The 26,306-nt window shown below is 72.5% G+C and carries 20 protein-coding genes and 1 other RNA gene; 5 read left to right on the forward strand and 16 right to left on the reverse strand.

The features are described from left to right. The first annotated feature begins 3 nt into the window (after positions 1 to 3). Entirely contained in the window at positions 4 to 648 is a 645-nt protein-coding gene (locus ACZ7DY_RS14185) for an NAD(P)-dependent oxidoreductase (RefSeq protein ID WP_471134310.1), read from the forward strand. A 122-nt stretch (positions 649 to 770) separates the two neighbouring features. On the opposite strand, the gene ACZ7DY_RS14190 is transcribed toward ACZ7DY_RS14185, so the two are convergent. From ACZ7DY_RS14190 to ACZ7DY_RS14210, 5 genes are all read right to left on the reverse strand, one after another. Further along, complete coding sequence (locus ACZ7DY_RS14190) at positions 771 to 1,364, reverse strand: hypothetical protein (RefSeq protein WP_471134311.1); 594 nt, start codon at positions 1,362 to 1,364, stop codon at positions 771 to 773. A gap of 390 nt (positions 1,365 to 1,754) precedes the next feature. Beyond that, positions 1,755 to 3,041, reverse strand: coding sequence for an acyltransferase family protein (locus ACZ7DY_RS14195; protein WP_471134314.1), 1,287 nt, complete (start codon positions 3,039 to 3,041; stop codon positions 1,755 to 1,757). An 83-nt stretch (positions 3,042 to 3,124) separates the two neighbouring features. Beyond that, positions 3,125 to 5,440, reverse strand: coding sequence for a glycosyltransferase (locus tag ACZ7DY_RS14200; RefSeq protein ID WP_471134316.1), 2,316 nt, complete (start codon positions 5,438 to 5,440; stop codon positions 3,125 to 3,127). Continuing rightward, positions 5,437 to 6,111 carry a hypothetical protein gene (locus tag ACZ7DY_RS14205; protein WP_471134319.1) on the reverse strand — a complete coding sequence of 225 codons (675 nt, stop codon included), beginning with the start codon at positions 6,109 to 6,111 and terminating at the stop codon, positions 5,437 to 5,439. The genes ACZ7DY_RS14200 and ACZ7DY_RS14205 overlap by 4 nt, the downstream gene beginning before the upstream one ends. Positions 6,112 to 6,355: 244 nt before the next feature. Then, a complete protein-coding gene (locus tag ACZ7DY_RS14210) occupies positions 6,356 to 7,351 on the reverse strand; it encodes a LysR family transcriptional regulator (protein WP_471134322.1) in 996 nt (331 codons plus the stop codon). Positions 7,352 to 7,434: 83 nt separating this feature from the next. Between ACZ7DY_RS14210 and ACZ7DY_RS14215 the strand changes: the two genes are divergently transcribed. Next, positions 7,435 to 8,760 carry an MFS transporter gene (locus tag ACZ7DY_RS14215; protein WP_471134325.1) on the forward strand — a complete coding sequence of 442 codons (1,326 nt, stop codon included), beginning with the start codon at positions 7,435 to 7,437 and terminating at the stop codon, positions 8,758 to 8,760. Here ACZ7DY_RS14215 and dacB read toward each other — a convergent pair. Continuing rightward, entirely contained in the window at positions 8,681 to 10,276 is a 1,596-nt protein-coding gene (gene dacB, locus ACZ7DY_RS14220) for a D-alanyl-D-alanine carboxypeptidase/D-alanyl-D-alanine endopeptidase (RefSeq protein WP_471134328.1), read from the reverse strand. The two genes, ACZ7DY_RS14215 and dacB, sit on opposite strands and share 80 nt — an antisense overlap. Here dacB and ACZ7DY_RS14225 point away from each other — a divergent pair. Beyond that, entirely contained in the window at positions 10,275 to 10,460 is a 186-nt protein-coding gene (locus ACZ7DY_RS14225; RefSeq protein WP_471134331.1) for a hypothetical protein, read from the forward strand. The two genes, dacB and ACZ7DY_RS14225, sit on opposite strands and share 2 nt — an antisense overlap. A 1,415-nt stretch (positions 10,461 to 11,875) precedes the next feature. On the opposite strand, the gene ACZ7DY_RS14230 is transcribed toward ACZ7DY_RS14225, so the two are convergent. The 6 genes from ACZ7DY_RS14230 to ftsE form a co-directional block, all read right to left on the reverse strand. Continuing rightward, the gene (locus ACZ7DY_RS14230; protein WP_471134334.1) at positions 11,876 to 12,148 is read right to left on the reverse strand and encodes a hypothetical protein; all 273 of its coding nucleotides are present in this window, start codon (positions 12,146 to 12,148) and stop codon (positions 11,876 to 11,878) included. 273 nt (positions 12,149 to 12,421) lie between these two features. Further along, positions 12,422 to 12,791: a transfer-messenger RNA gene (ssrA, locus tag ACZ7DY_RS14235) on the reverse strand. Positions 12,792 to 12,937: 146 nt separating this feature from the next. Then, a complete protein-coding gene (gene smpB / locus ACZ7DY_RS14240) occupies positions 12,938 to 13,459 on the reverse strand; it encodes an SsrA-binding protein SmpB (protein WP_471134337.1) in 522 nt (173 codons plus the stop codon). Positions 13,460 to 13,477: 18 nt separating this feature from the next. After that, positions 13,478 to 14,692 (reverse strand): S41 family peptidase, encoded by a 1,215-nt coding sequence (locus tag ACZ7DY_RS14245; protein ID WP_471134340.1) that lies wholly within the window; start codon positions 14,690 to 14,692, stop codon positions 13,478 to 13,480. 78 nt (positions 14,693 to 14,770) lie between these two features. Then, positions 14,771 to 15,688 (reverse strand): permease-like cell division protein FtsX, encoded by a 918-nt coding sequence (gene ftsX, locus ACZ7DY_RS14250; RefSeq protein WP_471134343.1) that lies wholly within the window; start codon positions 15,686 to 15,688, stop codon positions 14,771 to 14,773. Between the two features lie 60 nt (positions 15,689 to 15,748). After that, positions 15,749 to 16,438, reverse strand: a complete 690-nt coding sequence (ftsE, locus tag ACZ7DY_RS14255; RefSeq protein WP_055569411.1) for a cell division ATP-binding protein FtsE — start codon at positions 16,436 to 16,438, stop codon at positions 15,749 to 15,751. A gap of 251 nt (positions 16,439 to 16,689) precedes the next feature. Between ftsE and ACZ7DY_RS14260 the strand changes: the two genes are divergently transcribed. After that, a complete protein-coding gene (locus tag ACZ7DY_RS14260) occupies positions 16,690 to 16,881 on the forward strand; it encodes a hypothetical protein (protein ID WP_471134346.1) in 192 nt (63 codons plus the stop codon). Between the two features lie 141 nt (positions 16,882 to 17,022). Here the strand turns inward: ACZ7DY_RS14260 and ACZ7DY_RS14265 are convergent, their stop codons facing one another. The 4 genes from ACZ7DY_RS14265 to ACZ7DY_RS14280 all read right to left on the reverse strand — a co-directional run bounded on the left by ACZ7DY_RS14265 (position 17,023) and on the right by ACZ7DY_RS14280 (position 22,487). Further along, positions 17,023 to 17,694, reverse strand: a complete 672-nt coding sequence (locus ACZ7DY_RS14265; protein ID WP_471134349.1) for an LPXTG cell wall anchor domain-containing protein — start codon at positions 17,692 to 17,694, stop codon at positions 17,023 to 17,025. A 281-nt stretch (positions 17,695 to 17,975) separates the two neighbouring features. Continuing rightward, entirely contained in the window at positions 17,976 to 19,082 is a 1,107-nt protein-coding gene (gene prfB, locus ACZ7DY_RS14270; protein ID WP_471134351.1) for a peptide chain release factor 2, read from the reverse strand. A 349-nt stretch (positions 19,083 to 19,431) separates the two neighbouring features. Continuing rightward, a complete protein-coding gene (locus tag ACZ7DY_RS14275) occupies positions 19,432 to 20,673 on the reverse strand; it encodes a serine/threonine-protein kinase (RefSeq protein WP_471134354.1) in 1,242 nt (413 codons plus the stop codon). Between the two features lie 140 nt (positions 20,674 to 20,813). After that, positions 20,814 to 22,487, reverse strand: coding sequence for a serine/threonine-protein kinase (locus tag ACZ7DY_RS14280; protein WP_471134356.1), 1,674 nt, complete (start codon positions 22,485 to 22,487; stop codon positions 20,814 to 20,816). A gap of 438 nt (positions 22,488 to 22,925) precedes the next feature. Here ACZ7DY_RS14280 and ACZ7DY_RS14285 point away from each other — a divergent pair, with 438 nt between their 5' ends. Beyond that, complete coding sequence (locus ACZ7DY_RS14285; protein ID WP_471134357.1) at positions 22,926 to 26,237, forward strand: FHA domain-containing protein; 3,312 nt, start codon at positions 22,926 to 22,928, stop codon at positions 26,235 to 26,237. Positions 26,238 to 26,306 lie beyond the last annotated feature (69 nt).

Consider the following 26,306-nt stretch of genomic DNA (forward strand, 5'->3'; position numbering starts at 1 on the left):
ACCATGCGCATCACCGTCTTCGGAGCAGCCGGCAACACCGGGACCCGCATCGTCACCGAGGCCCTCTCCCGCGGCCACGAGGTCACCGCGGTCGTTCGCGACGCGGCCCGCTTCCCGGAGCTCCACCCGGCCGCCGCCCACCGCACCGGCGACGCCAGGAACCCGGACGACGTACGCGAGTTGAGCGCGGGCCAGGACGTCGTCGTCAACGCCACCAGACCCGCCCCGGGCCACGAGGCCGACCACGCCGCCATCTCCCGGTCGATGCTGGCGGGCCTGGCGGGCACGGGCGTCCGCCTGCTGGTGGTCGGCGGCGCGGGCAGCCTGACGGTGCCCGGCACCAACGGCGTCCTCGCCATCGACGACCCCCGCTACGTCCCCGCCGCCTGGCGCCACATCGCCGAGGCCTCCAACGCCCAGTACGACGCCATCCGCACGGCGGACACGGACGTGGAGTGGACGTACGTGAGCCCGGCGGCCCTCTTCGAACCGGGCACCCGCACGGGCGAGTTCCGCCTCGGCAAGGACGAACTCCTGGTGGACCCGGCGGGCAACTCGTCGATCTCCATGGAGGACCTGGCGATAGCACTCCTGCAAGAAACGGAACACCCCACCCACCTGCGCGCCCGCTTCACGGTGGGGTACTGAGCCGCTCCCCAGAGAGCACAGACACACGACAGGCCGAGCAGCGCCCGCACGGGGCTGCCCGGCCTTTTTCGCGTCGGGAGCGGTGGTGGTCCGTATCCCTTGGTTCCTTGGTTCGGCGGTGGCTACTTGGCCGGGAACTTCCACACGGCCGGCTCCGCGCCGTCCTTCTCCGCCCAGTGCACCTCGAGCTCCTTCGAGCCCGCCGGGACCAGGTACGTCTCGCAGAGGACGTGGGTCCGGCCCGTCTTCCAGCCCTTGAGCTCCAGCTCGTCCTCGCAGCCGGGGGCGTCCTCGGCGGCGCCGATGAGGAGGCCGCCGCGGGTGCCGTCCGCGTAGATCTCCGTGGTCTCCGCCACGTCGGGGGTGTCCTTGAGCGGGGCGCCGCCCTTGTGGGTGATCTTCATGTGGGCGGTCGCCACGACCAGGCCCTTGGCCTTCTTCGGGTCGGAGACCAGCTTCTTGGTCTCCGCCTCCGTGCCCACGTCGACCTTCTGCGCGGCGACGTCGTACGTGACGGTCGCGGCGCCCTCCTTCACCTTGCCCGTGGTGGGCTCGCCGGCCTTCAGGGCGGTGGGGGCCGCGGGCTTGTTCCGGGACTTTGAGGCGTCCGCCTTCTTGTCGTCCGCCTTGTCGTCACCGCCGCCGCAGGCGGTCAGCGCGAGGGCCAGTACGGCGACGGGCACGGCGGCCCGCAGGGCGGTCTTCCTGTAAAGCAAAGAGATCTCCTGGCAGAAGTGGATCCGCCGCTCGACACAGGGGGGTCCGGTGGGCGGCAGGGAGCCGTCAGCTTAGGAGTTGGCCACTGGGCGCGTCGAGGTCGTGACGGGCCATCACCGTGATGAATGGTTGCTCTTGCAATGTGCGGGGCGGGGACGGCGGGGTGTCGTCGTGGCGGCGATCGTTCGCCTGAGCGAATATCCGGAGGGCTGGACAGTAGTCCGGGGCGTGTGTTCCGTGCGCTCAACGACCCCCTTTACCGCGGCATTTCAGTCCATTGCGGTCGCCTCTCCCCACGTAACAGTCGCGCAACGCATCGGGCCGGTCACCGGATATCCCGGTGACCGGCCCGCTTCACTGCTGAGCTCCCGCTAAGTGCGCGAAGGTGATCAGGCGGACGAAGCCGCCCTCCTCCCCCGGGATTTGGACTTCGCGCCGTTCGGCCACAGCCTCGGCCTGCGCTTCGCCGCCAGGTCCTCGACCCAGCCCACGGTCACCACCATCAGGCCGATCAACGGCCAGATCAGGAGCGTCATCCACAGCATGTACGTCGTGTCGAGCGCCGAGCTCCAGCGTTCGTCCTCCATGAACGGCAGGTCGTACGCCCTGTCGATGATCGGCACCGTCGCCATGATGAGGAAGTTGTGCCAGAGGTAGATCGTCACCGCGCGGTTGTTGGAGAGCGTCACCAGCTTGTCCCACTTGGCCAGCTTCCCCGGCAACTCCTGCCAGGAGGGCGAGTACTGGAGCAGGATGACGACGAAGCCGAACGACCACGCGGCCTGGGCCAGCGGGATGTCGTTCAGGTCCCAGCCGTCCGGGCCCAGATGGCCCGAGGCCCACCACAGGCCGAACGCCATGATCAGGGCCGACCCCGACACCGCGAGGTAGCGGGGGACCCGTGCCAGCAGGCCGTCCTGGTGCGCGAAGCCGAGGACCCAGCAACTGCCGTACACCGCGAAGTCCGAGACCGCGTTGCCCGTCTCGCCCGGGATCGTGACGACACCCGTGCCGACCACCGCGGTCAGCGCAAGCGGGGCGAGCAGCGTCGCCCACGGGAGCTTCCGGAACGCCCAGAGCAGCAGGGGTGAGGCGATGACGAACCACAGGTACGCGCGGATGTACCAGAGCGGGCCCGCCGCCTGCGCCGGCCAGGTGTCCTCCAGGAGGCCCGCCTTGTCGCCCAGGTTCCACGGGAAGGGCGGGGCGCCCACCGGGAACACGTAGTTGAGCATCGAGACAAGGCCCCATGTGCCGCCGTGGTCGGGGTCCTTGGAGATGTCCCAGCCGCCCGCGAAGAGCAGGCAGAGCGCCACCGCGCTGAACACCCACATGGGCGGCAGCAGTCGGCGGATGCGGCCCCTGATCACGCCCCACGCGGGCCGCTTCAGCGAGCGCGCCATCAACGAGCCGGCCAGCGCGAACATCACGCCCATGGACGGGAACGCGATCGTCAGCCAGGCCCAGCCGAAGAGGTGGTAGATGACGACGCGGACCAGCGCGAGCGAGCGCAGCAGGTCCAGGTAGCGGTCGCGGCCCGGCCTCTTGGGCGCGGCGGCATCCCCGGCGGGCGGTACGGGTGTGGCGGGCGGCACCGGCACCGGTGCGGCGGGCGGGACCTGCGCGGGATGCGGGACCGGCCCCGAAGCCACAGGGTAAGGAGTCGTCGTGTCCATGTGCGGCAGCTGCCGTCTCTCCCCGTCTGCGGGTACGTATGCGGGTACGTGGTCGGGTACCTGATCGGGTATGTATCCGTGGCTCACGCGACGGGCCTCCGCTCGTGACTGCCCGTCCGCTGTCGCGGGATGGAACCGGGCGCCTCCACCACTCCCGTGCGCCGGAGCTTCTGCCAGCGCAGCCGGCCTCCGGTGAGAGCGGTGATCCAGGACTGCAGCAGCACGACGTACATCAGCTGCCGGTAGAGGATCTGCTGGAGGGGCAGCGAGATCAGGTGGGTCATGCGTTCGCGGTCGAGGCGGAAGGCGTACGCCGCGCAGACCGCCTGCACGGCGAGCACCCCGAGCCAGGCCACGATGGTCTTCTGGGTGGGGCCGAAGACCAGGCCGTACAGGAGGAACACGTCGATCAGCGGCGCCAGGAGCGGTGCCAGGACCATGAAGAGGGCCACCAGGGGCAGGCCGATCCGGCCGAAGCGGCCCGAGGGGCCCGATTCGACGACCGCGCGGCGGTGCTTCCAGATCGCCTGCATCGTGCCGTACGACCAGCGGTAGCGCTGGGACCAGAGCTGCTGGACGGATTCCGGGGCCTCGGTCCAGGCGCGCGCCTTCTCCGCGTACACCACCCGCCAGCCGTCGCGGTGGAGCGCCATGGTGATGTCGGTGTCCTCGGCGAGCGTGTCGTCGCTCATGCCGCCGACCCGCTCCAGGGCGGAGCGCCGGAACGCGCCGACCGCGCCGGGGATGGTCGGCATGCAGCGCAGCATGTCGTACATCCGGCGGTCGAGGTTGAAGCCCATCACGTACTCGATGTGCTGCCAGGCGCCGATGAGCGAGTCGCGGTTGCCGACCTTGGCGTTGCCCGCGACGGCGCCGACGCTCGGGTCGCCGAAGGGCTGCACGAGCTCGCGGACGGTGGACTGCTCGAAGACGGTGTCGCCGTCCATCATCACGATGATGTCGAAGCGGGCGTTGGCTATGCCCCGGTTGAGGGCGGCGGGTTTGCCCGCGTTCTGCTGGCGCACCACGCGGACGCCGGGCAGGCCGAGGCCTTCCACGAGGCGTGCCGTGCCGTCCGTCGAGCCGTCGTCGATGACGATGATCTCGATGGGGTGGTCGCTCGCCATCAGGGAACGGACGGTCGCCTCGATGCACTTGGCCTCGTTGTAGGCGGGGACGAGGACGGAGACCGGCTCGGTGATCGGCGCGCCCCAGCGGAAGTTCCGCCGCCGCACCCGGCGCGCGTGCACGGCGGAGAGCAGCAGCATCAGGCCGAAGCGGGTGAAGACGAGCACGCCGATGACGGCGAGCGCCACGACGAGGCCGTCGGTGAGGGTCTCCGACGCGCCGACCAGGAAGACCCAGGCCTTGCCCTTCCACAGCTCGACGCCGGTGACCGGGGTGTGCGCGCTGGGGGCGTCCAGTGCTTCGGTGAGGTTGCCGACGCGGTAGCCCTGCTTCTGGAGTGCGGGCAGGAAGCGGTCGAGCGCGGCGACGGTCTGGGAGCGGTCGCCGCCGGAGTCGTGCATGAGGACGATGGCGCCCTTGCCGTTGTCGGGCGTGGCCCGGCGGATGATCTCGTCGACGCCGGGGCGCTTCCAGTCCTCGCTGTCGGTGTTGTTGACGACGGTGAGGTAGCCGCGGCCGCCTATGTACTTGGTGACCGGGTAGGACTTGTCGTCCATGGCGTCGGCGAACGACGAGTACGGCGGGCGGAAGAGCGAGGTCCGTATGCCCGCCGCGCCCGCGAGCGAGAGCTGGTTCTGTGAGAGCTCCCAGTCGATGCGGCTCGTCGACTGGTACGAGAGGTCGGGGTGGTTGAAGGTGTGCAGGCCCACCTCGTGCCCCTCGTCCACCATGCGGCGGACGAGGTCGGGGTAGCGCGAGGCCATGGTGCCGGTGACGAAGAAGACGCCGTGGGCGTGGTGTTCCTTCAGGACGTCGAGGACCTTGGGGGTCCACTCCGGGTCGGGGCCGTCGTCGAAGGTGAGCACGAGCCGGTGGTCGGGGACGCTCAGGGTGGTCTCGCGGCCGCCCCGGGTGTCGATGACGGGGCCGCCCTCGAGGATCTTGCGCGGCACGTGGTCGGTGGGCGCGGGGGGCCTGACGCGGTGGTCGGCGAGGATCTCGCTGTGCACGTAACCGCGGAGCATCAGCATCGCGAGGAGCGCGACGAGCAGCAGCGAGGGCAGCAGGTGGCGCAGCGGCAGACGGCGGCGTCCGGGAGCGTTCCTCGCCGCCTTGCCGCGGCGCCGGGTGCCCCGGCCCGGTGGGCCGCCGTGGCGGCCTGCGCCCCGCCGGGCGCGCTCGCCGCGGGTCCGTCCCGCGCGGGCGCCGCGGCTTTGGGCGTGGCTGTTCCGGGGGCGGGCGGACCGGCCCCTGGTGGTGCGGGCGTTCATCGCTGTGCGTCCTCCGAGGACGGTCCGGTGTCCGTGGAGGACTGCTCGGCGGGTGGGGTGTAGACGACGGGGACCTCTCCGCCGTTGCCACCGCCGCCGCCGTTGCCGCCGGGCTCCGGGGGGCCGGTGCTGGGGTCCACGGGCGGGTCGACGGGGTGGGAGGGGCCGGGGCCGGGGCCCGCGGTGTCGCCGGTCGGGTCCGGGTGGGGCCTGCGGCCGGGGCCCGTCGGGTCGGGCTTGGGGGCGGGCCTGCCGCCGCCGGCCGTGGGGTCGGGGCGGGTGGACTTGTCCCGTCCGGTGTCGCCGCCGGCCCGGGTGGGGACGGGGTCGCCGCTGGTGCCGGGTCCGGGCATCGTGTCCGCGTCGGCCGAGGCGTCGGGCGACGGCGACCCGTCGGACGAGGCCGAGGGGTCGGCTGCGTCCACCGGGCGGTCGGGCGCGTCCACCGTGCTGGCGGGTCTGTCGTCCTTGGGGGCCGGCATGGGCAGCCAGGGCGCGCTGGAGTTGCCGGAGAAGAGTGTGCCGACGATCACCGCGGCATAGACCGCGCAGACCATGCCGACGACCACGCCGATCCTGCGGTAGCGCCGGCCGCGGCGGCCCGTCTCGTCGACGAAGACCGGCCCGTCCGCCGCGCTCTCGTGACCGCGCACGGCGGGCAGGTCCGCCAACTGCCGTCCCAGGCCGTCGATCTGAACGGTGACCTCGTTCGGATCATGGGTATGTCCTGGTAGGGCATCTTCTCGCCAAGTTTCCATGCGTACGCACAACCCCCCACATCACTGTCTCGGGTGCGCATACGACCGCGAGTGCCTGCCGTTCGGACCGGGCCCCCACCCGACCCGAGCGCTCCCCCTATCACATTGCACCCGGACGATGAATGTAGCGCACCGAAGTGGTGGGTGTGGTTCTCAGTCAGTTCTGTCTCATCATGATGAGTGCATCTGCGGCGGGAACCCACCCGCGCGCGGGTCGCTTCAGCCACCCTTCCTCGGCGGCGAGCGCCGCGGCAGCCGCCCTCAAGGCGTCGATACCCGGGTGAACCAGGCCTTTTCGCCACACCAGCGACACCGGGGAGAGCGGGACGGGATCGATCAGCGGCCGCAGCACGGCACCGGGCATGGCCGGAAAGTCCACTGCCGCGAGGACCGGATTCCGATGTTTCGCCATGATCCGCTCGAACTCCTCGACGCCGACGGCGAGCGGCGCGGGTGGCGCGATCTCGATGCCGCGCCCCTCGAAGAGGCGGCACGCGAGGTCGGTCCACTCCAGCGTCCGGGGGTTGCCCGCCCCCGCGTACACGGTCTCGCCCGCGAGCGCGTCCAGCGGCACCGCGTCCAGCTCCGCGAGCGGATGGCCGTCCGGCAGCAGCACCGCCATCGGCTCGTACCGCACGGGCTGCTGGTCGAGCCCGGCCCGCAGCTCGGGGGCGAGCCCCGCGAACCGCCCGAAGGAGGCGTCGAGCCGGCCGGCGATCATCTCGGCCGCCGCCCCGGTGAGTCCGCTCTCGAAGCGGGCCATCAGCTCGCACTCCGGGACGAGCCCGCGGGCCCGCTCCAGGACCCGCCCGGAGATCAGGCCGGGACTGTTCAGATCGACGAGCAGCGGCCGCGCCGCGCCCGCCACGGCGGCGACCAGGTCGTCCTGGGCCCGCAGGACGCGCCGCGCGTACGGCAGCAGCCGCTCGCCGTCGGCGGTCAGCGTCACCTGCCGGGTCGTGCGGACGAACAGCTCGGCGCCGAGGGCGCGCTCCAGGCGCCGGACGTCGCGGCTCAGCGCCTGCTGGGCGACGTACAGGCGGGCGGCCGCGCGCGTGAAGTGCAGTTCCTCGGCGACGGTGACGAAGGCGCGCAGCAGCCGGGGATCGACGTCCCGGTGCCCGGCCGTGCGTACGACGGATTCCGCGGTCATCGCAGGAACTTACAACGCAGGTGTGTGAATCGGCACCCAGAAGGTGTTGGACCCCGCCGAGCCCCCGCGGCGAGGGTGGCGCCATGCCCAGCGACGACCTTCCCGGTGGCCCGCGCGCCGCCCGCCCCCACGACGGACCACACCCCGACCGGCGCCACCGCCCCCTCCCCCGCAACCCCTACGCGCGCCTCTTCGCGATACCCGGCGCCACCGCCTTCACCCTCGGCAACCTCATCGCCCGCCTCCCCATGGGCATGTTCAGCGTCAGCGCCGTCATCATGATCTCGGGGGCGCGCGGTTCGTACGCCCTGGCCGGCGCCGTCACCGCGACCGGCCTCGCGGCGACCGCCGTCGTCGCGCCCTGGACGGCGCGGCTCGTCGACCGCCACGGCCAGGCGCGCGTCGCGGTCCCCGCCACCCTCGTCGCGGCCATCGGCTCGCTCTCGCTGCTGCTGTGCGTACGGTACGGAGCGCCCGACTGGACGCTCTTCGCGTCGTACGCCGCCACCGCCACGACCCCCAACACCGGAGGCATGTCCCGGGCCCGCTGGGCCCACCTCCTGAAGGACGACGCGCCGGCCCTGCACACCGCCAACTCCTTCGAACAGGCCGCCGACGAGCTCTGCTTCATGCTCGGCCCGGTCCTCGCCGCCTTCCTCTGCGGCGCGCTCTTCCCTCAGGCCGGCACCCTCGTCGGCGTGATCCTGCTGGTGACCGGCGTCCTCCTCTTCGCCGCCCAGCGTGCGACGGAACCCCCGCCCCGGGACCGTACGAGCACACCCTCCGCCGCCCGGTCGCCACTTCGTGCGCGCGGGATGCCCGCCCTGCTGCTCGCCTTCCTCGCCACGGGGGCCGTCTTCGGCTCCCTCGAAGTCGTCACGATCGCCTACGCGGACGAGCGGGGGCACAAGGCGGCCGCGGGAGCGATCCTCGCCCTCCAGGCCGCGGGCTCCTGCGCGGCGGGCCTCGTCTACGGGGCGGTGAAACCGCGCGGCTCCCTCGGCCGCCGCCACCTCCTGTGCGTCGCCGCCATGGCGGCCCTGATGACGCTGCCCCTGCTCGCCGCGGCGGCCACCGGTTCGCTGATCGTCCTCTCCGGAGCGCTGCTCGCCGCCGGGATGGCGACGGCGCCCACGATGGTCACCGGCATGACGCTCGTACAGCGCCGCACCCCCGAGGGGCGGCTGAACGAAGGCATGACCCTCGCCGTGACCGGCCTCCTCGGGGGCATCGCGTGCGGCGCCGCGGGCGGCGGCTGGGCGGTGGAACACCTGTCCACCGCCGCGGGTTACGGGGTGCCGGTCGCCGCCGCCTGCTGCGCGCTGCTGCTCAGCACCGCGCAGGCTTGCGCCACGAACACTCCAGCTCGCCGCCGTCCTGCCCGGCCCCGCGCGTCGAACGCGGCGTGACGAGTACGGCCCTGTCCTCGGTCGACGAGGCGAGGGTGACCACGATGGCGTCCTCGAGCGCCTTCACCGACGAGGGCAGGTAGTTGTTCAGGATGATGCTGAAGACCAGCTCACGCCCGTTCTTGTCCTTGACGTACCCGGACAGGGCGGACGCGCCCGTCAACGTGCCCGTCTTGGCATGGACGTTGAGGGCCGCCGGTGTCCCGCACATCCGCGAACGCAGCGTGCCGCCGGTGAACTTGTCGGGGGCGCAGGCGACGGGAAGGGACGCGTACCAGTCGTCGAACCAGGGTTCGCCCTTCACCGCACGCAGCAACGTGATGTACTGCCCGGCCGCGACGTTGTCCTTGCGCGAGAGCCCGGACCCGTCGACCTGACGGATCTTCTCCGGCTCGACCCCGACCGACTTCAGATACCCCTTGATCGCTGCGAGGCCGTCGTCCCAGTTCCCGGCCCGCCCGGTCGCCTTGTGCCCCATCGCCTTGGTGAGGCTCTCCGCATGCATGTTGTTGGAGAGCTTCATGAAGGGGACCATCAGCTCCTTGAGCCGCATGGATTCGTGCGAGGCGAGCCGCCGGGCCCCCGCCGGGGTGGCGACACCCGCCCTCGTGGGCCCGCTCACCCGTACGCCGTGCGCGGCGAGGGCGGCACGGAAGATGTCCGCCGCGTACCCGGTGGGCTCCCAGACGGTGACCCACTCCTTGGTGGCCTCCCCGCCGACGGGGACGGTGCCGCTGACGGTGATGGTGTTCTTGCCGTGCTGCCTCTCCACGGCGATGGTGTCGTCCCCGCCCGCCGCGCCGGTGGTCGCGCGCAGGTCGATGTCCACGTAGTCGGTCTTCGGCGTCACGCTCACGCGCGGCTTCGCCCCGGCCCGCGCGCCGGGCGTCACCTCGACGATGACCGTCCCGGTGTCGTAGTCCGTGTCGGGCGCGACGCTCAGAGCACTGATCTGGGCCGCGTAGTACGAGGACTCGTCGTCGCCGCCCCAGGTGTCACCGATGCGCCTGGCGTCGAACCGGGTGTCATCGGCGATCAGCCGCCCCGAGACCCGCCGGATCCCCGAGTCGGCGACCTTCGCGGCGAGTTGGTCGTAGTCCTTCGCGAGCGTCGTCGGGTCACCGGTACCGCGCAGATACAGGTCGCCCCGCAGCACGCGGCCCCGGCGCGGCGCGTCGGAGAGGACGTCGGTGGTGAACCGGTGGCCGGGGCCGAGGAGTTCCATGGCCGCGGCGGAGGTCAGCAGCTTGGTGTTGGAGGCGGGCATGAGGCGACCGCTGGAACGGTGCTGGTACAGGACGTCGCCGGAGGCCGAGTCGGCGACCACGACACTGGCCACCCCGCCCTCCATGCGCGGGTCGCCGAGGATGGTGTCGATGGCCTCGGGCAGCCCCGACCGGTCGGAGTCGGCGCCGGCCGGGGAGCCCGCGGAGAGCCCGGCCGCGGCGACGGCGAGCAGGGCGGGCCAGATCCAGTGGCGCATGCGGGTGTTGACGCGTCTCACGGGTCTCTTCATGACCTGGAGCATCCCGGACGCGGCGGCCGGGCAACAGCCCCCACGCGGTGACCTGGCGGACGGCCTGGGGGTGGGCCCCAGCACCCGGCACGTTGACCTGACGGTCGGCCTCGGGGTGGGCCCCAGCACCCGGCGCGCTGACCTGGCGGTCGGCGTGGGGGTGGTCCGGCACCCGGCGCGGTGACCTGGCGGTCGGCCTGGGGGGGGGGTGTCCTGCGTCGCGTCCTTGCCGTAGGAGCACCAAGCCCGCCGCTCCGCGGCGGATGCCTCCCACCCACCCACCCACCCGTTTACCCCGCGCCGCAGGGTTGGAGTAGGGGCGGGGAGGGGCGGGGTGCGTTGGCCCGAGGCGGGCGCAGGGTGGGGGCGGGGGCGGGTTTACCCCGAGGCACAGGGTGGGGCGGGGGCGGGTTTGTCCCGAGGACAGAGTGAAGATGGGGCGGGGGCGGGTTAGCCCCGAGGCACAGGGTGGGGGTGGGGCGGGGGCGAGTTTTGTCCTGAGGCACAGGGTGAGGGTGGGCGGGGGTGGGTTTGTCCTGAGGCGCAGGGTGGGGGTGGGTTTGGGGCGCGACGCAGGGCGGGAGTGGGGGAAGGTGGGCGTTTGGCCCGTCTCGCAGGGGTGGAGCAGAGGCGGGGTGATTGCCCTGTGGCGTGGGGCTGGAGGGGCCGGGGCCCCGCCGGGCCGCACCCCCGCACGACACGAAAGGGGACATGGGGGTAAGTGCGCACGGAGCACCGAGCCAGACAAGCCGATACGTACATACTCCCGCGGCCCCGCACCCACCGACCAGCCCCAGGCGCCCCGCTACTCGTCCGTCCCGTACAAGCGGCGGCGTTGAGGTGGGAGCGCCGCCAGTAGCGTCAGCGCCGAGGAAGGCATCGTCGGGCCCCCGCCCGCGCGCCGGCACACCACCGCGTCGGCGTCGTCGGGCGACTGCTGCAACGTGTAGCCCTCCGGGCACATCGGCCCCGCGGCACCGGGCTCACCCCTCGGCCCCTGCTCACCCCGTGGCCCCTCAGGCCCCGCCGGTCCCACCGGCCCCGCAGCCCCCGCCGCACCATCCGCCCCGGACGGCCCCGCCGGTCCCATCGGCCCCGCGGGACCCGCTGCCCCCGCCGGCCCCACCTCTCCAGGAGCCCCAGGCTCCCCCCGCGCACCTTTCTCACCCCGCTCACCGGCCTCCCCCCGCTCACCGTCACGCCCCTGCCCCCCACGCTCCCCCCTCTTCCCGTCCTCCCCGTCCACCCCAGCCGCACCAGTCACCCCAGCCACTCCAGCCACCCCCCGTGACCCAGGCGCCCCCGGCGTGCCCGCCGGCACCCGGACCCGGGACAGCAGGTCGTCCACCGCCTCGGAGGGATCCGGCGCCGCCGGGGTGTCCCCGTGCGCACGGACCTGCGCCCGCAACGTCCGTACATCGCGCGCGAGCGTGGAAACCGCCTCACCCCGCCGGTCCGCCTCCACCGCGAACCGGTCCGCACGCCGGTCCCCCGCGTCGATGCGGGCCCACAGCAGGGCCGCCACCCCGGAGAGCGCGAGGAGCACACACACCAGGAACGCCCTGCGCCAACGGCGGGCCAGGAGTCGCTCGAGCTGGGTCACGGCGTGCCTCCGAGCCGTTGGTTGTCGATGAGCAGCCGGGCGATCTCGCTCTGGTCATGCGCGTGCAGAGCGCTCAACTCGGCCAATTTCGCGTCGCGTTCCGCGACCAGCCGCTCCAGCCTGTCCCGCTCGCTCTGGAGCTTCTCGGTCAGGCTGGAGAATCCCGTGAGCGCGTTCTCGCCGCGTTTGCCGAGATACGCCACCACAGCCGCGCCCAGAACTCCCAGGCTGGCGAGAACGGAGCCGAGGAGAGTGACGGTGGCATCCATGCGACTGCCTCCTGCTCCTGCCTACCCGGCCCGGGCGCTGTGCCGCACGGCCGCTGCGAACCTGCACTCGGCAGCAGTAACGAGTCACGTGCCCAGAGGGTGTGCCCGCGCCACCGAGGACCCGGCCGCCACCCACCCCTGACAACACGCTTTCGATACACACCAATTGACCCACCCCCCCCCAGCCCAGCACAGCACCTGACCACCAATGGAAAAAGCCCCCCGCTCTGTCGTCCTGACGACAGAGCGGAGGGCTTTTGCCTCACATGGGAATTGTGGAGATGGCGGGAATCGAACCCGCGTCCAACGGTGCAGAATCAGGGCTTCTCCGTGTGCAGTTCGCTGCGATTTTCTCGGCCCCGGCGATCACGCGAACAAGTCGCCGACGGGCCCAGTCACTGTTTGATTTCCTCCTGGACCCCGTGACCGGGTCCAGAAGTTTAGTTCCCTAGCTGATGCCAGGATCCGGGTCGGGAACAGCCCCGGGCTGACACTTCGCGAGTCGCTACTTAGGCAGCGAGGGCGAAGGAATCGCGCTTGGTGTTGGCGATTATTTTTTGCGACATATGGTTTACGAGATCATTGCCGCTTCCTCGACACGCTTCCCCTGCTTCGACATCCGCTGTCGAAACCGATCATCCCCATGTTGATTTTTCAAGGTGGATCTTTCGATCCGGGTGCCCCGTCACCAGCGGGGCAAGACCCATCGTACGTGACCAACGCACGACGGTGCCAGCCTATTCCTCACGAGACCCCGCGCCACCCGGCGCGACGCCGCGATGCCCGCCGCTAGGCGATGCCCTGCCGCCGCCGCACCGCGGAGATCGCACGGTTCGTCTCCCGCGTGTCCTGCTTCTCGCGGAGCGTCTGCCGCTTGTCGTACTCCTTCTTGCCCTTGGCCAGCGCGATCTCGACCTTGACCCGGCTGTCCTTGAAGTAGAGCGCGAGCGGCACGATCGTGTGCCCCGTCTCGTTCGCCTTCGACTCCAGCTTGTCGATCTCCGCCCGGTGCAGCAGGAGCTTGCGCTTCCGCGTGGCGGAGTGGTTGGTCCAGGTGCCCTGCACGTACTCCGGGACGTGGATGTTGTGCAGCCACGCCTCACCGCGGTCGATGTGCACGAAGCCGTCCACGAGGGAGGCCCTGCCCATGCGCAGCGACTTGACCTCGGTGCCCATCAGCACCAGGCCGCACTCGTAGGTGTCCAGGATGTGGTAGTCGTGCCGCGCCTTCTTGTTCTGCGCGACCATCTTGCGGGCGGGGGCCTTCTCATTGGCCTTCGCGGCCTTGCGCTTTACCTTTTCCTTCGCCATAGTGCGGCCATTTTCGCACTACGAGGGGGGTCCGAGGCCAGTCAATACTGTCTCGGCCCGCTTCTCGGCCCCGCGCTCGGCCTCCAGGTCGGGGGTGATGCCCCGGCCGTCGACGGCCCGCCCGGAAGGGGTGCGGTAGTGGCCGACGGTCAGTTCGGCGACGGATCCGTCGGGCAGCCGGCTCGGCATCTGGACCGCTCCCTTGCCGAAGGTCCTCGACCCCACCACGACCGCGCGGCCGCGGTCCTGCAGGGCGCCCGTGAGGAGCTCGGCCGCGCTCATCGTGCCGCCGTCGACGAGCGCGACCACGGGTCTGTCCGCGTCGCCGCCGCGCTCGGCGTGCAGCGCCTTCTCCTCTCCCCGTACGTCGTACGTCGCGACGAGGCCGCCGTCGACCAGGGCGGAGGCGGCGGTGACGGCCTCCGTGACCAGGCCTCCGGAGTTCCCTCGCAGGTCGAGGAGTATGCCGGCGCCCTCGGGGGCCTCCCGCACCGCGGTCCGTACGGCCTCTCCGGAGCCCTTGGTGAACGCCGCGACCTTGATCAGGACGTCGCCGCCGGCCAGCTGGGTCACCGTGACCGGGTCCGTGGACAGGTGCGCCCTGTGCAGCGTCTCGCGCCACGCGCGCGTGCCGCGCTCCACGCCGAGGACCACCGGGGTGCCCGCGCGGTCACCGCGCAGCAGGGAGAGGACCTCCGTGACGGGGCGCCCGGTGACGCGCTCGCCGTCGACGGAGCGCAGCCGGTCACCCTCGCGGAGCCCGGCCCGGTCCGCCGGGCCGCCCTTCTGGACGCGGGAGATCTCGATGCGGCCGTCGGCGGTGCGCCGGGCCCAGAGGCCGACGCCGGTGTAGCCGCCGCCGAGGGCCTTCTCGAATTCCTGGTACTCCCCGGGTGAGTACACCGCGCCCCAGCGGTCGCCGCTGCGGCTGACGGCTTCCTCGGCCGCCTGCTGACCCGACTTGCCGTCGGCCATCGCCTCGGCGGCCGCGTCGGCGGCCTCTTCCGCGGTGTCGGTTTCGGGGTCGGTGCCGGTGTTCCCCGCGCGCGGCATCACGGCGCCGGCACGCAGCGAGGGAAGCGGCGCGTTTTGGCCGTCACCCGCCGCGTCGCTCCAGGAGCCGGTGGCGGCTCCGGTGGCGAGGACGCTCGCGAAGACCAACGTCAGGGTCGCCCCGCGGCGGATGCGGCGGGGCGAGGAGATCCGATCGGCGAACCGGTCGAGGCCTGACATGACGGTGAGTCTAGGACAACGAAGGGCGCCGTACGGGTGGTTGAACCCTACGACGCCCCGAGACCCGGAGGGCTCTTGTCACACCTTCAGGTACTTGCGCAACGCGAAGAACGCGGCAAGCGCGGGCATCAGCAGGCCGATCGCGAGGACCAGCGGCAGCTTGGCGAGGACCGCGTCCCAGCCGATGAAGTTGATGAGGTTGATCTTCTCGGAGAGTTCGAGGCCGTGGTCGATCATGAAGTACCGCCCGACCAGCAGCATTCCGCAGGCGACGGCTCCGCCGATGAGACCGGCGACCGCGGCCTCCATGATGAACGGCATCTGGATGTAGAAGCTGGACGCGCCGACCAGCCGCATGATGCCGGTCTCCCGTCGGCGGCTGAACGCCGAGACGCGCACGGTGTTGACGATCAGCATCAGCGCGACGACGAGCATCAGCGCCATCACCGCGACGGCGGCCCAGTTCATGCCGTTCAGGAGGCCGAAGAGGTTGTCCAGGTAGCCCTTCTGGTCCTGCACGGCCTGCACACCGTCGCGTCCGGAGAAGGCCGTCGCGACGACCTGGTACTTCTCCGGGTCCTTGAGCTTGATGCGGAACGACTCCTGCATCTGGTCCGGCGTGAGCGAGCTGGACAGCGGGGAGTCGCCGAACTGCTCCTTGTAGTGCTTGTACGCCTCGTCCGCCGACTCGTGCTGGACGGTGTCGACGACGGGCATCTTCTTCAGATCGGCGAGGATCTGGTCCTTCTGCTCGTTCGTGACGGCGCCCTTGGCGCACTTGGGGTCCTGCTCCGCGTCGGCCTTGTTGCACAGGAAGATCGAGACGTTGACCTTGTCGTACCAGTAGCCCTTCATCGTGCTCACCTGGTCGCGCATGAGCAGCGAACCGCCGAACAGGGCGAGCGAAAGCGCTACGGAGACGATGACCGCGAAGGTCATCGTGAGATTCCGGCGGAGACCGACGCCGATCTCCGACAGGACGAACTGGGCGCGCATGGCGGCCTTTCAGTGGATCAGGTGGATCAGTGGATCAGACGGTACGAGCGGGACGGGACGTCAGTGCTGGTAGCCGTAGACGCCGCGCGACTGGTCGCGGACGAGACGGCCCTTCTCCAGCTCGATGACCCGCTTGCGCATCTGGTCCACGATCTGCTGATCGTGGGTGGCCATCACGACGGTGGTGCCGGTCCGGTTGATCCGGTCGAGGAGCTTCATGATGCCGACGGACGTCTGCGGGTCGAGGTTGCCGGTCGGTTCGTCGGCGATGAGGAGCTTGGGGCGGTTGACGAACGCGCGCGCGATGGCGACGCGTTGCTGCTCACCGCCGGAGAGCTCGCCGGGCATCCGGTCCTCCTTGCCGCCGAGGCCCACGAGATCGAGGACCTGGGGCACGGACTTGCGGATCTCGCCGCGTGACTTGCCGATGACCTCCTGCGCGAAGGCGACGTTCTCGCCGACGGTCTTGTTGGGCAGGAGGCGGAAGTCCTGGAAGACGGTGCCCAGCTGGCGGCGCATGTGCGGCACCTTCCAGTTGGACAGGCGCGCGAGGTCCTTGCCGAGGACGTGCACCTGGCCGTGGCTGGTGCGCTCCTCGCGCAGGACGAGCCGCAGGAAGGTGGACTTTCCGGAGCCGGAGGACCCCACCAGGAAGACGAACTCGCCCTTCTCGATCTCGAGGGAGACGTCCCTGAGGGCGGGGCGGGTCTGCTTCGGATAGGCCTTGGAGACGTTGTCGAATCGGATCACGGATGCACCACGGGTTGCCGGGGGTAGGTGAGCGTGACCATACGCGAACCCGGTACGCGAGCGCAGTCGGCGTCCGGAGTTGCGCCGATTGTCTCGGAAGTACCGCGGAAGCACAGGGGTGCGGAACGGTCGGAAACCGTCGGGAGAGGGCGGGCCGCGCCGAAATCCGCGGAAGCTGGCACAGTGGTAGGGGGAACGATTGGGTTCCCCCCAGCGTTGGGCAGGCTGAGACTGTGCGGGAGGAGAAGCGCATGACCCTGGACCGGTTGGTATGCGCGAACTGCGCAGCGCCCGTGAGTGAAGGCCGTTGCCCCGTGTGCCGGGCCAATCGCGCGCGCATGCAGCAGGAGGGCCCCTTCGCGGGGCTCAATCCCGCGGCTCTGATAGCGCTGCTCGTGGTGCTGATCGCGGCGGTGGCCCTGCTGGCGCACCAGACCGCGTAAGAGCGCCGACCTCACGTCGTCACGCGGCGTCACCGAGAAAGCACGCCGAGACGGTACGGCAAAAGACATGCGGAAGGGCCCGGAGCTTCGTGGAGCTCCGGGCCCTTCTTCACACGTACGTGGCGTACGTCACCGCCTGGTTCAGGCGGCGGCGCCGCGGTTGCCGACGAGGCGCGGCAGGAAGCGGAAGCCGATGCCGCCGGCGATCATCGTCGCGGCACCGATCAGCAGGAAGGTCGTCTCGGCGGCACCGGTCTCGGCGAGCTCGCCGCCCTTGCCGGTCCTGTCGCCGTTGTGGCCGCCCTGCTCGACCGGCTTGGAGCCGGTGTCGGTCAGGCTGTCCTTGCCCTTGCCCTGCTCGACGGGGGCCGAGCCGCCGCCGTCGGGGTCGTTGTCGTTGCCGCCGCTGCCGCCGCCGTTGCCGTTGCCCGGGGCGGTCGGGTCGCTGGTGGGCTCGCCCGGGTCCGGGTCCTCGGTGGGCTCGGTCGGGTCCTCGGTCGGCTCACCCGGGTCCGTGGGCTCGGTGGTGGGCTCGGTCGGCTCCGGGCCCGGAATGGTCGGGTCCGGCTGCGTCGGCTCCGGGCCGGGAATGGTCGGGTCCGGGTCCGGGCCCGGGTCCTCGTCCGCGCCGGCCGGGACGTCCACGTCCACGCCGACCCCGCTGTCGTCGGCGTGGGCGCCGACGCCCACACCGCCGAGGTCGACGCCGACGTCGAGGGCCGATGCGGCACCCGCGGCGGTCAGCGAGGCGCCTGCGGCGATCACGGCACCGGCGGCGATCCGCGCGACACGTATCCGCGTCTTCTTGGTCATCTGGCTGCTACCCCCAGTAGCTGAATCGTCAGTGAGGCAGCGTCCGGGGCTGCGTCGGGCGGGGGCGGTTCGATCGGCCCCCACAGATCCCACACGCCCCAGAAATACGCATGCCGCGCGCTAGCCTTTCCACTTTTCACAGCAGCGTCAAGGTCGTTGCGGGCGCGATGTCCGAAATCGGAGCAGTTGACCGTCGTACGGAGATGTGACTGTGACGAAAAAGGCAACTACCGCCTCTTGGGCGGCAGTTGCCTTGTCGATAAAGCCGTTCTCGGCGGCTTTTACTTCTCCTGCTGCTTGCGCCAGCGAATTCCGGCTTCGAGGAAACCGTCGATCTCGCCGTTGAAGACGGACTCGGGATTACCGACCTCGAACTCCGTCCGCAGGTCCTTCACCATCTGGTACGGGTGCAGGACGTACGAACGCATCTGGTTGCCCCAGGAGTTGCCGCCGTCGCCCTTGAGGGCGTTCATCTTCGCCTGCTCCTCCTGGCGGCGGCGCTCGAGGAGCTTCGCCTGGAGGACGTTCATCGCGGTCGCCTTGTTCTGGATCTGCGAGCGCTCGTTCTGGCAGGAGACGACGATGCCGGTGGGCAGGTGGGTCAGGCGCACCGCGGAGTCCGTGGTGTTGACGCCCTGGCCGCCGGGGCCCGATGAGCGGTACACGTCGACGCGCAGCTCGCTCTCGTCGATCTCGATGTGGTCGGTCTGCTCGACCACGGGGAGGATCTCGACGCCGGCGAAGGAGGTCTGCCTGCGGCCCTGGTTGTCGAAGGGCGAGATGCGGACGAGGCGGTGGGTGCCCTGCTCGACGGAGAGGGTGCCGTAGGCGTACGGGACGTTGACGGCGAAGGTGGTCGACTTGATGCCGGCCTCTTCCGCGTACGACGTCTCGTAGAGCTCCGTCTTGTAGCCGTGGCGCTCGGCCCAGCGCAGGTACATGCGCTGGAGCTTCTCGGCGAAGTCGGAGGCGTCGACGCCGCCGGCCTCCGCGCGGATGGTGACGACGGCCTCGCGGGAGTCGTACTCCCCGGAGAGGAGGGTCCTGACCTCCATCTCGTCCAGCGCCTTCTTGACGGCGGTGAGCTCGGACTCGGCCTCGGCGCGGGTGTCCGGGTCGTCCTCCTCCTCGGCCATCTCGAACAGCACGCTCAGGTCGTCGATACGCCCGCGCAGGGCCTCGGCCTTCCGCACCTCCGCCTGGAGGTGGCTGAGCTTGCTGGTGATCTTCTGCGCCGCTTCCGGGTCGTCCCAGAGGGACGGCGCGGCCGCCTGCTCCTCGAGCACGGCGATATCGGCCCTCATCTTGTCGAGGTCCAGGACGGCCTCGATCGACTCCATGGTCGAGGAGAGGGACTTGAGCTCTTCGGATACATCGACGACTGCCACGACTCCAGCGTAACGGCTACGGCAACCGAGCTTGTCCCTGCGGGGCCAGGGCGGGGGTCCGACCACCCCGCACCCCTCCGGGGCCAGGCATTCTCCCCCCTGCGGCCGGCACGGGGTTGCTCGCGCAGTTCCCCGCGCCCCTACCCACCCTCCGCGGACGCCAGACCACGGCCACCCCCCAGGGGCGCGAGGACCCGCAGACGACAGCCATGGCCGACCCCCACAGGGGCGCGGGGAACTGCGCGACCAGCCCCCACCTGCCCGCAGACGAGACACGAGGACCACCACCCCAGGGGCGCGGGGAACTGCGCGAACAACCCCCACCCACCCGCAGACAGCGATAGGCGGGTCAGGGGGTTCGCGGGGCCGAGTTGCCCGGCTCCGAGGGGGGTGCGTCCCCGTCGTCGCCGCTCGTGGCGACCCACGTGCCGACGCCCGCCGCGGCGACGAGCACCACGCCCGCCACCCCCAGCGTGATCCTGCGCCGCCGCGCCGAGGCCCGGTGCTTGGCGGAGCCGGGGCGGGCCGTGCCGGCCGCGCGCGGGGCCCTGGCCGTGCCGCGGGCGCCGCCGGCCAGTTCGTCGGGGCCCGGCACCCGCATCGAGGTGTGGGTGTCGCGGTTGGAGTCGGCGGGGGCGGAGCCCGGCACGAGGGGGACCGCGCCCCGCCGGGGAGCGGCCTCGTGCGGCTCGGGCGCGGAGTCCTCGTACGCCTCCTCGGCCTGCGAGGCCTCCGTGTCCGGTTCGTCGACGTCCAGCGGCGGCATCCCGGCGACCAGCGGCAGCAGCTCCCGCAGCCGCGCCGCGAGCTCGGAGGCGCGCAGGCGGGAGGCGGGGGCCTTGGCCAGGCACTGGACGAGGAGCTGCCAGAGCTCTTCGGGGATGCCGGGCAGGGGCACCACGGTCTCGGTGACGTGGCGGCGCAGGACGGCCCCGGGGTGGCCGCCGCCGAAGGGGGTGAAGCCCGCGAGGAGTTCGTACAGGACCGTGGCGAGGGCGTAGATGTCGACGGCCGCGCGGGGCGGCAGGCCCTCGATGATCTCCGGGGCGAGGTAGTCCGGCGTGCCGATGATCTTCGTGGCGCGGGTGCGGCGCGGGGAGTCGATCAGTTTGGCGACGCCGAAGTCCGTGAGGAGGGCGGGGTGCGCGCCGCCGGGGCCGAGGGGGCCCTGCATGTCGAGGAGGACGTTCTCGGGCTTGACGTCGCGGTGCACGATGCCCGCGGCGTGCGCGGCGGCCAGCGCGTCGGCGACGTCCGCGACGATGGCGACGGCGGCCTCGGGGGCGAGCCGGCGCTCGCGCTCCAGGCGGGTGCGCAAATCCGTGCCGCGGACGAGGTCCATGACGAGGGCGAGGTCGTTGCCGTCGACGACCAGGTCGTGGACGCCGACCACGCGCGCGTGGTCGAGGCTGAGCAGAGCCGTGCGCTCCTGGACGAAGCGGCCGACGAGTTCCTGGTCGGAGGCCAGGTCCTCGCGCAGCAGCTTGATGGCGACGGGGCCCTCCGGTCCGTCGCCGAGCCACACCGTGCCGGCACTGCCACGGCCCAGGATCTGGTGGGCGGTGTACCGGCTGCCGATCTTGCGCGTCAAGACTGCTCCTACGGATGCGTGTTGGCGACAAAACTACGCGGCCTTGCCGCCAACGTTCACTCCGGGAGCGGAAATCACTCTGCAGATGTCGACAAATCCCCAGACTCGCCGGGGATTACGGTGCCGTCCCGCGTCGGCGGCTACTTGCCGCCGACCTTGCCGATCCAGCCGCTGACCGTGTCGTACCAGTCGCTCAGCTGCGCCCAGTACCCCTTCGTCGTGCCGATCCAGTCCTGGAGCGGGCTGAACTCCCAGACCAGCCAGCTCACGACGAAGAGGATGACGATCGTGAACAGGCAGCCCTTGAGGCAGCCGAGACCCGGGATCTTCATCGGGTTGGCGCTGCGCTGGCGGGGCTGGCGCGGCTCGCGCGCGGGGCGCGGGGCGGGCTGCTGGGGCTGCGGCGCCTGCGGGGGCGCCGCGTACTGCTGGGGCTGGTGCTGGGGCTGCGGCGCGGGAGCGTACTGCTGCTGGTGCTGCCGGCCTCGCGGCTGCTGCGGCGCGTACTGCTGGGGGCGCTGCTGCTGCGGCGGCTGCTGGGGGCGCGCCACCTGGCGCTGGGGGCGGCGGCGCAGCGGGTCGTCGTTCGGGTCGAGGTGCGCGTGGTACTGGGTCTGTTCGTTGCGGTCGCGGGCCGCGGCCATCTGGCTCTGCCAGGGGTGCGGGTCGTTCGGGTCCGCGCCCGGCCCGTTCGGCGGGACGGGGGGCATGACCGCGGTCGGGTCGGCGGCGCCGCGGCCGGTCGGCAGCACGGAGGTCGGGTCGGCGTCGGATGAGCCGGGGGTGTGGCCGCCGGTGCTGGGCATGACGCTGGTGGCCGCGTTCGGGTCGTACGAGCCCGCGTTGTTCGGCAGCACCTGGGTGGGGTCGGCGGCGCCCGGGGTCTGCGGCACGTGGGCCGGCGAGGGGTCGGGCATGAGCAGCGCGGCCACGCCCTCGGCGGCGGCGATCTGCGCCGGGGTGGAGTGCACGCCGACGCCCTCGGCGACGGCCCGCAGCCCGCGGGCGAGGTTCTCGGCGCTGGGGCGGCGGTCCGGGTTCTTGTCGAGGCAGCGCTCGATGACCGTCCACAGCGGGTCGGGGACGGTCGAGGGGCGGCGCGGCTCGGCGCTGAGGTGCTGGTGCAGGACCTCGAGGGCGGAGCCGCCGGAGAACGGCGGGCGGCCGGTGACCAGCTCGTACAGCAGGATGCCCGCGCCGTAGATGTCGACGGCGCTGGTCTGCGGGCGGCCCTCGGCGGACTCCGGCGCGACGTACGCGGGCGTGCCGACGAATTCGTGGGTGCGGGTCAGGCCCGGGGAGTCCGCGAGGCGCGCGATGCCGAAGTCGGTGAGCATCGGGTGCATGCCCTGGTCGTCCTGTTTGAGCAGGACGTTCGCGGGCTTCAGGTCGCGGTGCACGACGCCGTCGGCGTGGCTGGCCGCGAGCGCGTCGGCGATCTGGGCGGTCAGCAGGGCTGCGGCGACCGGGGTGAACGGACCGTTCTCGCGCAGGTACCGGTGCAGGTCGGGGCCGTCGACGAGGTCCATGACCAGGGCGAGGAGGTCACCTTCGACGACCAGGTCGCGGGTGCGGACGATGTTCTCGTGCGTCAGCCTGAGCAGGACGGACCGTTCCCTGAGGAAGCGCATGACGACGTCCGCGTCATTGGCGAGCTCTTCCTTGAGGACCTTGATCGCGACGGTCTCGCCGGGCTGACCGGGCACGGCCGCCTCGGCGCCCGCGGTCTCCCGCTGGCGGGCTCGCCAGACGGTGCCCGTGGCGCCGCGCCCGAGCGGCTCCTCGAGCAGGTACTTGCTGCCTACCGGCCGCACGTCATGCGCTCCCTGCTGGTCTGGCTGGTCCCGTCCGGACGCTGGTTCTGTCCGGGGGTCTGTCCGAAGGTGTTCCGACCCACTGTAATGCCGCCGAACAGGGCGCCGAGGGGTCGGATTCCCGCCCGGCCTTTTCCCGCCGGGGCATTCCGGATCGTTGTTCGGGGGAAAGACGCTCGCCCGTGGCCATTGGTTGCCGAGTGGTCCCGAATTGACCTCCGCCCGATAACGCCCGCACGTTTCCGCAACGGTCCAAGCAGGCACTTTTCCGAGCAGAGCCGACCAATCAAGATCACTTACGGGTGGCCGCCGGGCGTGTTGTCGGTGGCAGGTGCGAGGATGCCTCCAGTACTGGCCGACGTGCCCGTGTGCGGTGGGGGGAATCACAGCGCGTGTCCCCGTGCCGGGCGCCCAGCGCAGAAGGGACCGCTGACGGCGATGCAGATCCGGCTGACCGTCCTCGGGCCGCGCAGCGGCCAGACCGAGCGGCATGGCCGCCCCACGGCGCCGACCGGGGCTCCCGGTGCCTGCGACGTCCTGGTCACCGCACCCGCGGGGACCGCGCTCGCCGCGGTCGCCTCCGGCCTCGCGACCGCCGTCGCGGGCAGCGAGGCCCCCCTGGTGCTGTACGCGGGCCCGGAGCGCCTGGACGCCCAGCGCTGCACGCTCGGCGAGCCACCCCTGATCGACGGAGCGGTGCTCTCGCTGGGCGCCCCCGCCGAGCCGGGTCCCGAACCGACCGGCGCGGCCGCCCAGTTGCACGTGGTGGCGGGCCCGGACGCGGGCGGTGTCCACCTGCTGCACGGCGGCCGCATCCAGGTCGGCCGCTCCGCCGACGCGGACGTCCCGCTGGACGACCCGGACGTCTCCCGGCTGCACTGCTCGGTCACGCTCGCCCCCGACGGCCGGGTCACGGTCACGGACCTCGGCTCGACGAACGGCACGTCGGTGGACGGCCGGGAGATCACCGACCGTCCCTCGCCCCTCTCCCCGGGCTCCCTGCTGCGCATCGGCGAGTCCGCGCTGCGCCTGACGGACGGCGGTGGCGGCCCGGCCTCCGGCGCGGGCACCCCGCTCCCGACCGCCCCGGACGGCGAGGGCCACGTGCGCGTGCGCCGTCCCGCGCACCCGCCCCTCCACGCCGGAGGCGCACCCGCCGAGCCCGGCACCACCCACCACGCGTACGGCTCGGCGGGCTGGGGCGCCGCGGGCGGCACCGCGGGGGACGGGGCATACGGGACGCACGGCACCCCGGGGACGTACGAGAACCAGCCACCCCCGGTGGCGTACGGAACGCCCGGCGGCACCGGCGGCACCGATGCCTCCGTCGTGCCGCAGCAGGGCGGCGCGCCGGACGCCGAGCGGACCCGTATCGGCACCCCCGCGCGCGGGACGACCGTGCCGCGCACTCTGCGCAGGCGCGGCCTGTCGGCCTGGGCCCGGCGGCTGACCGGGGGCCGCGACGGCAGCAGGGACGACCTGGCCTACGACGAGGAGGCCCGGCACGACGCGTATGCCGCGGACGAGGACCAGGGCGTCCACCACGAGACGTACGGGAGCGGCGGTCCGGGCGAGTCGGGTCCCTCGTGGGAGGAGCTCGCCGTCGCCGCGGCCTCGCGCACGCCCGAGGTGTGGCCGGATCCCGCCGCCCTGCTGCTGACGGCGCTCGGCCCCGGCCCGCGCCTCTGGGAGCGCGGCCCGGACCACCCGGAGGCGCTCGCGGTGCGGCTCGGCACGGTCGACCGGACACTGCCCGGCGCCGACGGCCGCGAGGGCCTGCTGCCCGCCGTGCCCGTCACGGTCGGCCTGCGCGAGACCGGCTCGCTGGGCCTCGCCGGACCACGGGACCGGCTGACCGGCCTGGCCAGGGCGGTCGTCGCCCAGCTCGCCGCGCTGCACTCCCCCGACTCCCTGGAGATCGTGCTGATCAGCACGGACCGGGCGCGTCCGGTGGCCGAGCGCACCGCCGAGTGGGCCTGGCTCGGCTGGCTCCCCCATCTGCGGCCGACGCACGGCCAGGACTGCCGCCTGCTGCTCGCCTACGACCGCGACCAGGCGGCGGCCCGCACGGATGAGCTGATCCGCCGTCTCGACGACCGCATCGCGGACGGCGTCGACGCCACGACGGACGGCACGGCGGGCGCGCGCACGGTCGTCGTCGTCGACGGCGACCCCGGCTCCGCACAGCTGCGCGAGGCCACCGTCCGGCTCGCCGGTGAGGGCGCGCGGGCCGGCATCCATGTGGTGTGCCTCGCCGAGACGGTGGCCGCCTCCCCCGCGTCGCCGGTCCTCGAGACGTACGAGGCGGCCTGTTCGGTCTCTCCTCCCTTTCGCGCGTGCGGTGCCGCCGCGCTGCTCAGCGGTGACGTGGCGACGGCGCTGCGGTTGATGCGGACGGCCGGCGGGCGTCCGGCGGGGCACGGGACCGTGGCGGCCCTGGACGCGGTCTCGGCGGCCTGGGCCGAGCGGTTCGCGCGGGCGCTGGCGCCGCTGCGGACGGACGGCACAGCGGGCGAGGGGCACGCACGTGTGTCCGCGCCGCTGCCCCAGGCCGCCCGGCTCCTCGACGAGCTGGGCCTCGCCCGGGCGACGCCCGCCTCCCTGATGGCCCGGTGGGCGGCGGCGGCCGACGACCCGGACGCGCTCGGCGGGCGCGCCCTCGCGGTGCTCGGCGCGGGCCCGCGCGGCCCCGTCGTCGCCGACCTCGCCGCCGACGGGCCGCATCTGCTGGCCGAGGGCCCCGCGGGCAGCGGGCGCACGGAGCTGCTGAGGTCGATCGCCGCATCCCTGGCCGCGGCCGAGCGCCCCGACCGGCTCGGCATCGTCCTCGTCGACGGGCGGGACGGCTCGGGTGCGGGCGGTGCCGCGGCCCGGCAGGGGACGGGGCTCGGGGTCTGTACGGACCTGCCGCACGTCACCACCCACCTCGTCGCCAACGACCCGGTGCGGATGCGGGAGTTCGCGCAGTCCCTGGCCGCGGAGCTGAAGCGGCGTGCCGAGCTGCTCGGCAGGCTCGGGTTCACCGAATGGCACACGCGGCGGGAGGTCTCGGGGCGGATGGTGGCCCAGCGGTCCCAGCCGTCGGCGTCGGTCGGCGCCGCCGCCACCGGTTCCGGCGCGGACGCCACGGGTGCCGTCGTGCCCGCGCAGCTGTCCGACGGTGACCTCGACGCGCCGCCGAGCGCCACGATGCGGCTGCGGCCCGCCGCCGCCCGGCCGCGGGTCGATCCCGGCCCGCCGCTGCCCCGGCTCGTGGTGCTGGTGGACGACTTCGACGCGCTCCTCGCACCCGCGCTCGGCTCGCCGGGGCGGCCCGCCGCCGGTTCGGTGGTCCGCGCCCTGGAAGCCGTGGCGCGGGACGGGGAGCGGCTCGGGGTGCATCTGGTGGTGGCGAGCGCGCGGTGCGAGCGGGTCATGGAGACCGAGCTCGGGCAGCGGGCGTCGCTGCGGGTGGTCCTCGACGCGGTGACCGCGGGGCCGGAGGAACCGGCGCCGGGGCGGGGCGAGTTGCGCTCGCCGGACGGACGGGCCACGCCGTTCCAGGCGGGCCGGGTGACCGGCCGCATCCCGCGCACGGCGACGCTGCGGCCCACGGTGGTGCCCCTGGAGTGGGAGCGGATGGGGGACCCGCCGGCGCGGCGCCCGGTGCGCGAGCTGGGGAACGGGCCCACGGACCTGGCGCTGCTGGCCAGCGCGCTGGAGCGGGCCGCCCGGTCCGTCTCGGCGGATCAGGTGCCGTCCCTGCTGTAGGCCGCCGCTTCCCGCCCCTGCCGCGGGTCGCCCCTTCCCCGTACCGCACGCGGCGCGCCCGCCCACGGC

It is taken from the genome of Streptomyces sp. NPDC037013, from assembly GCF_055607265.1.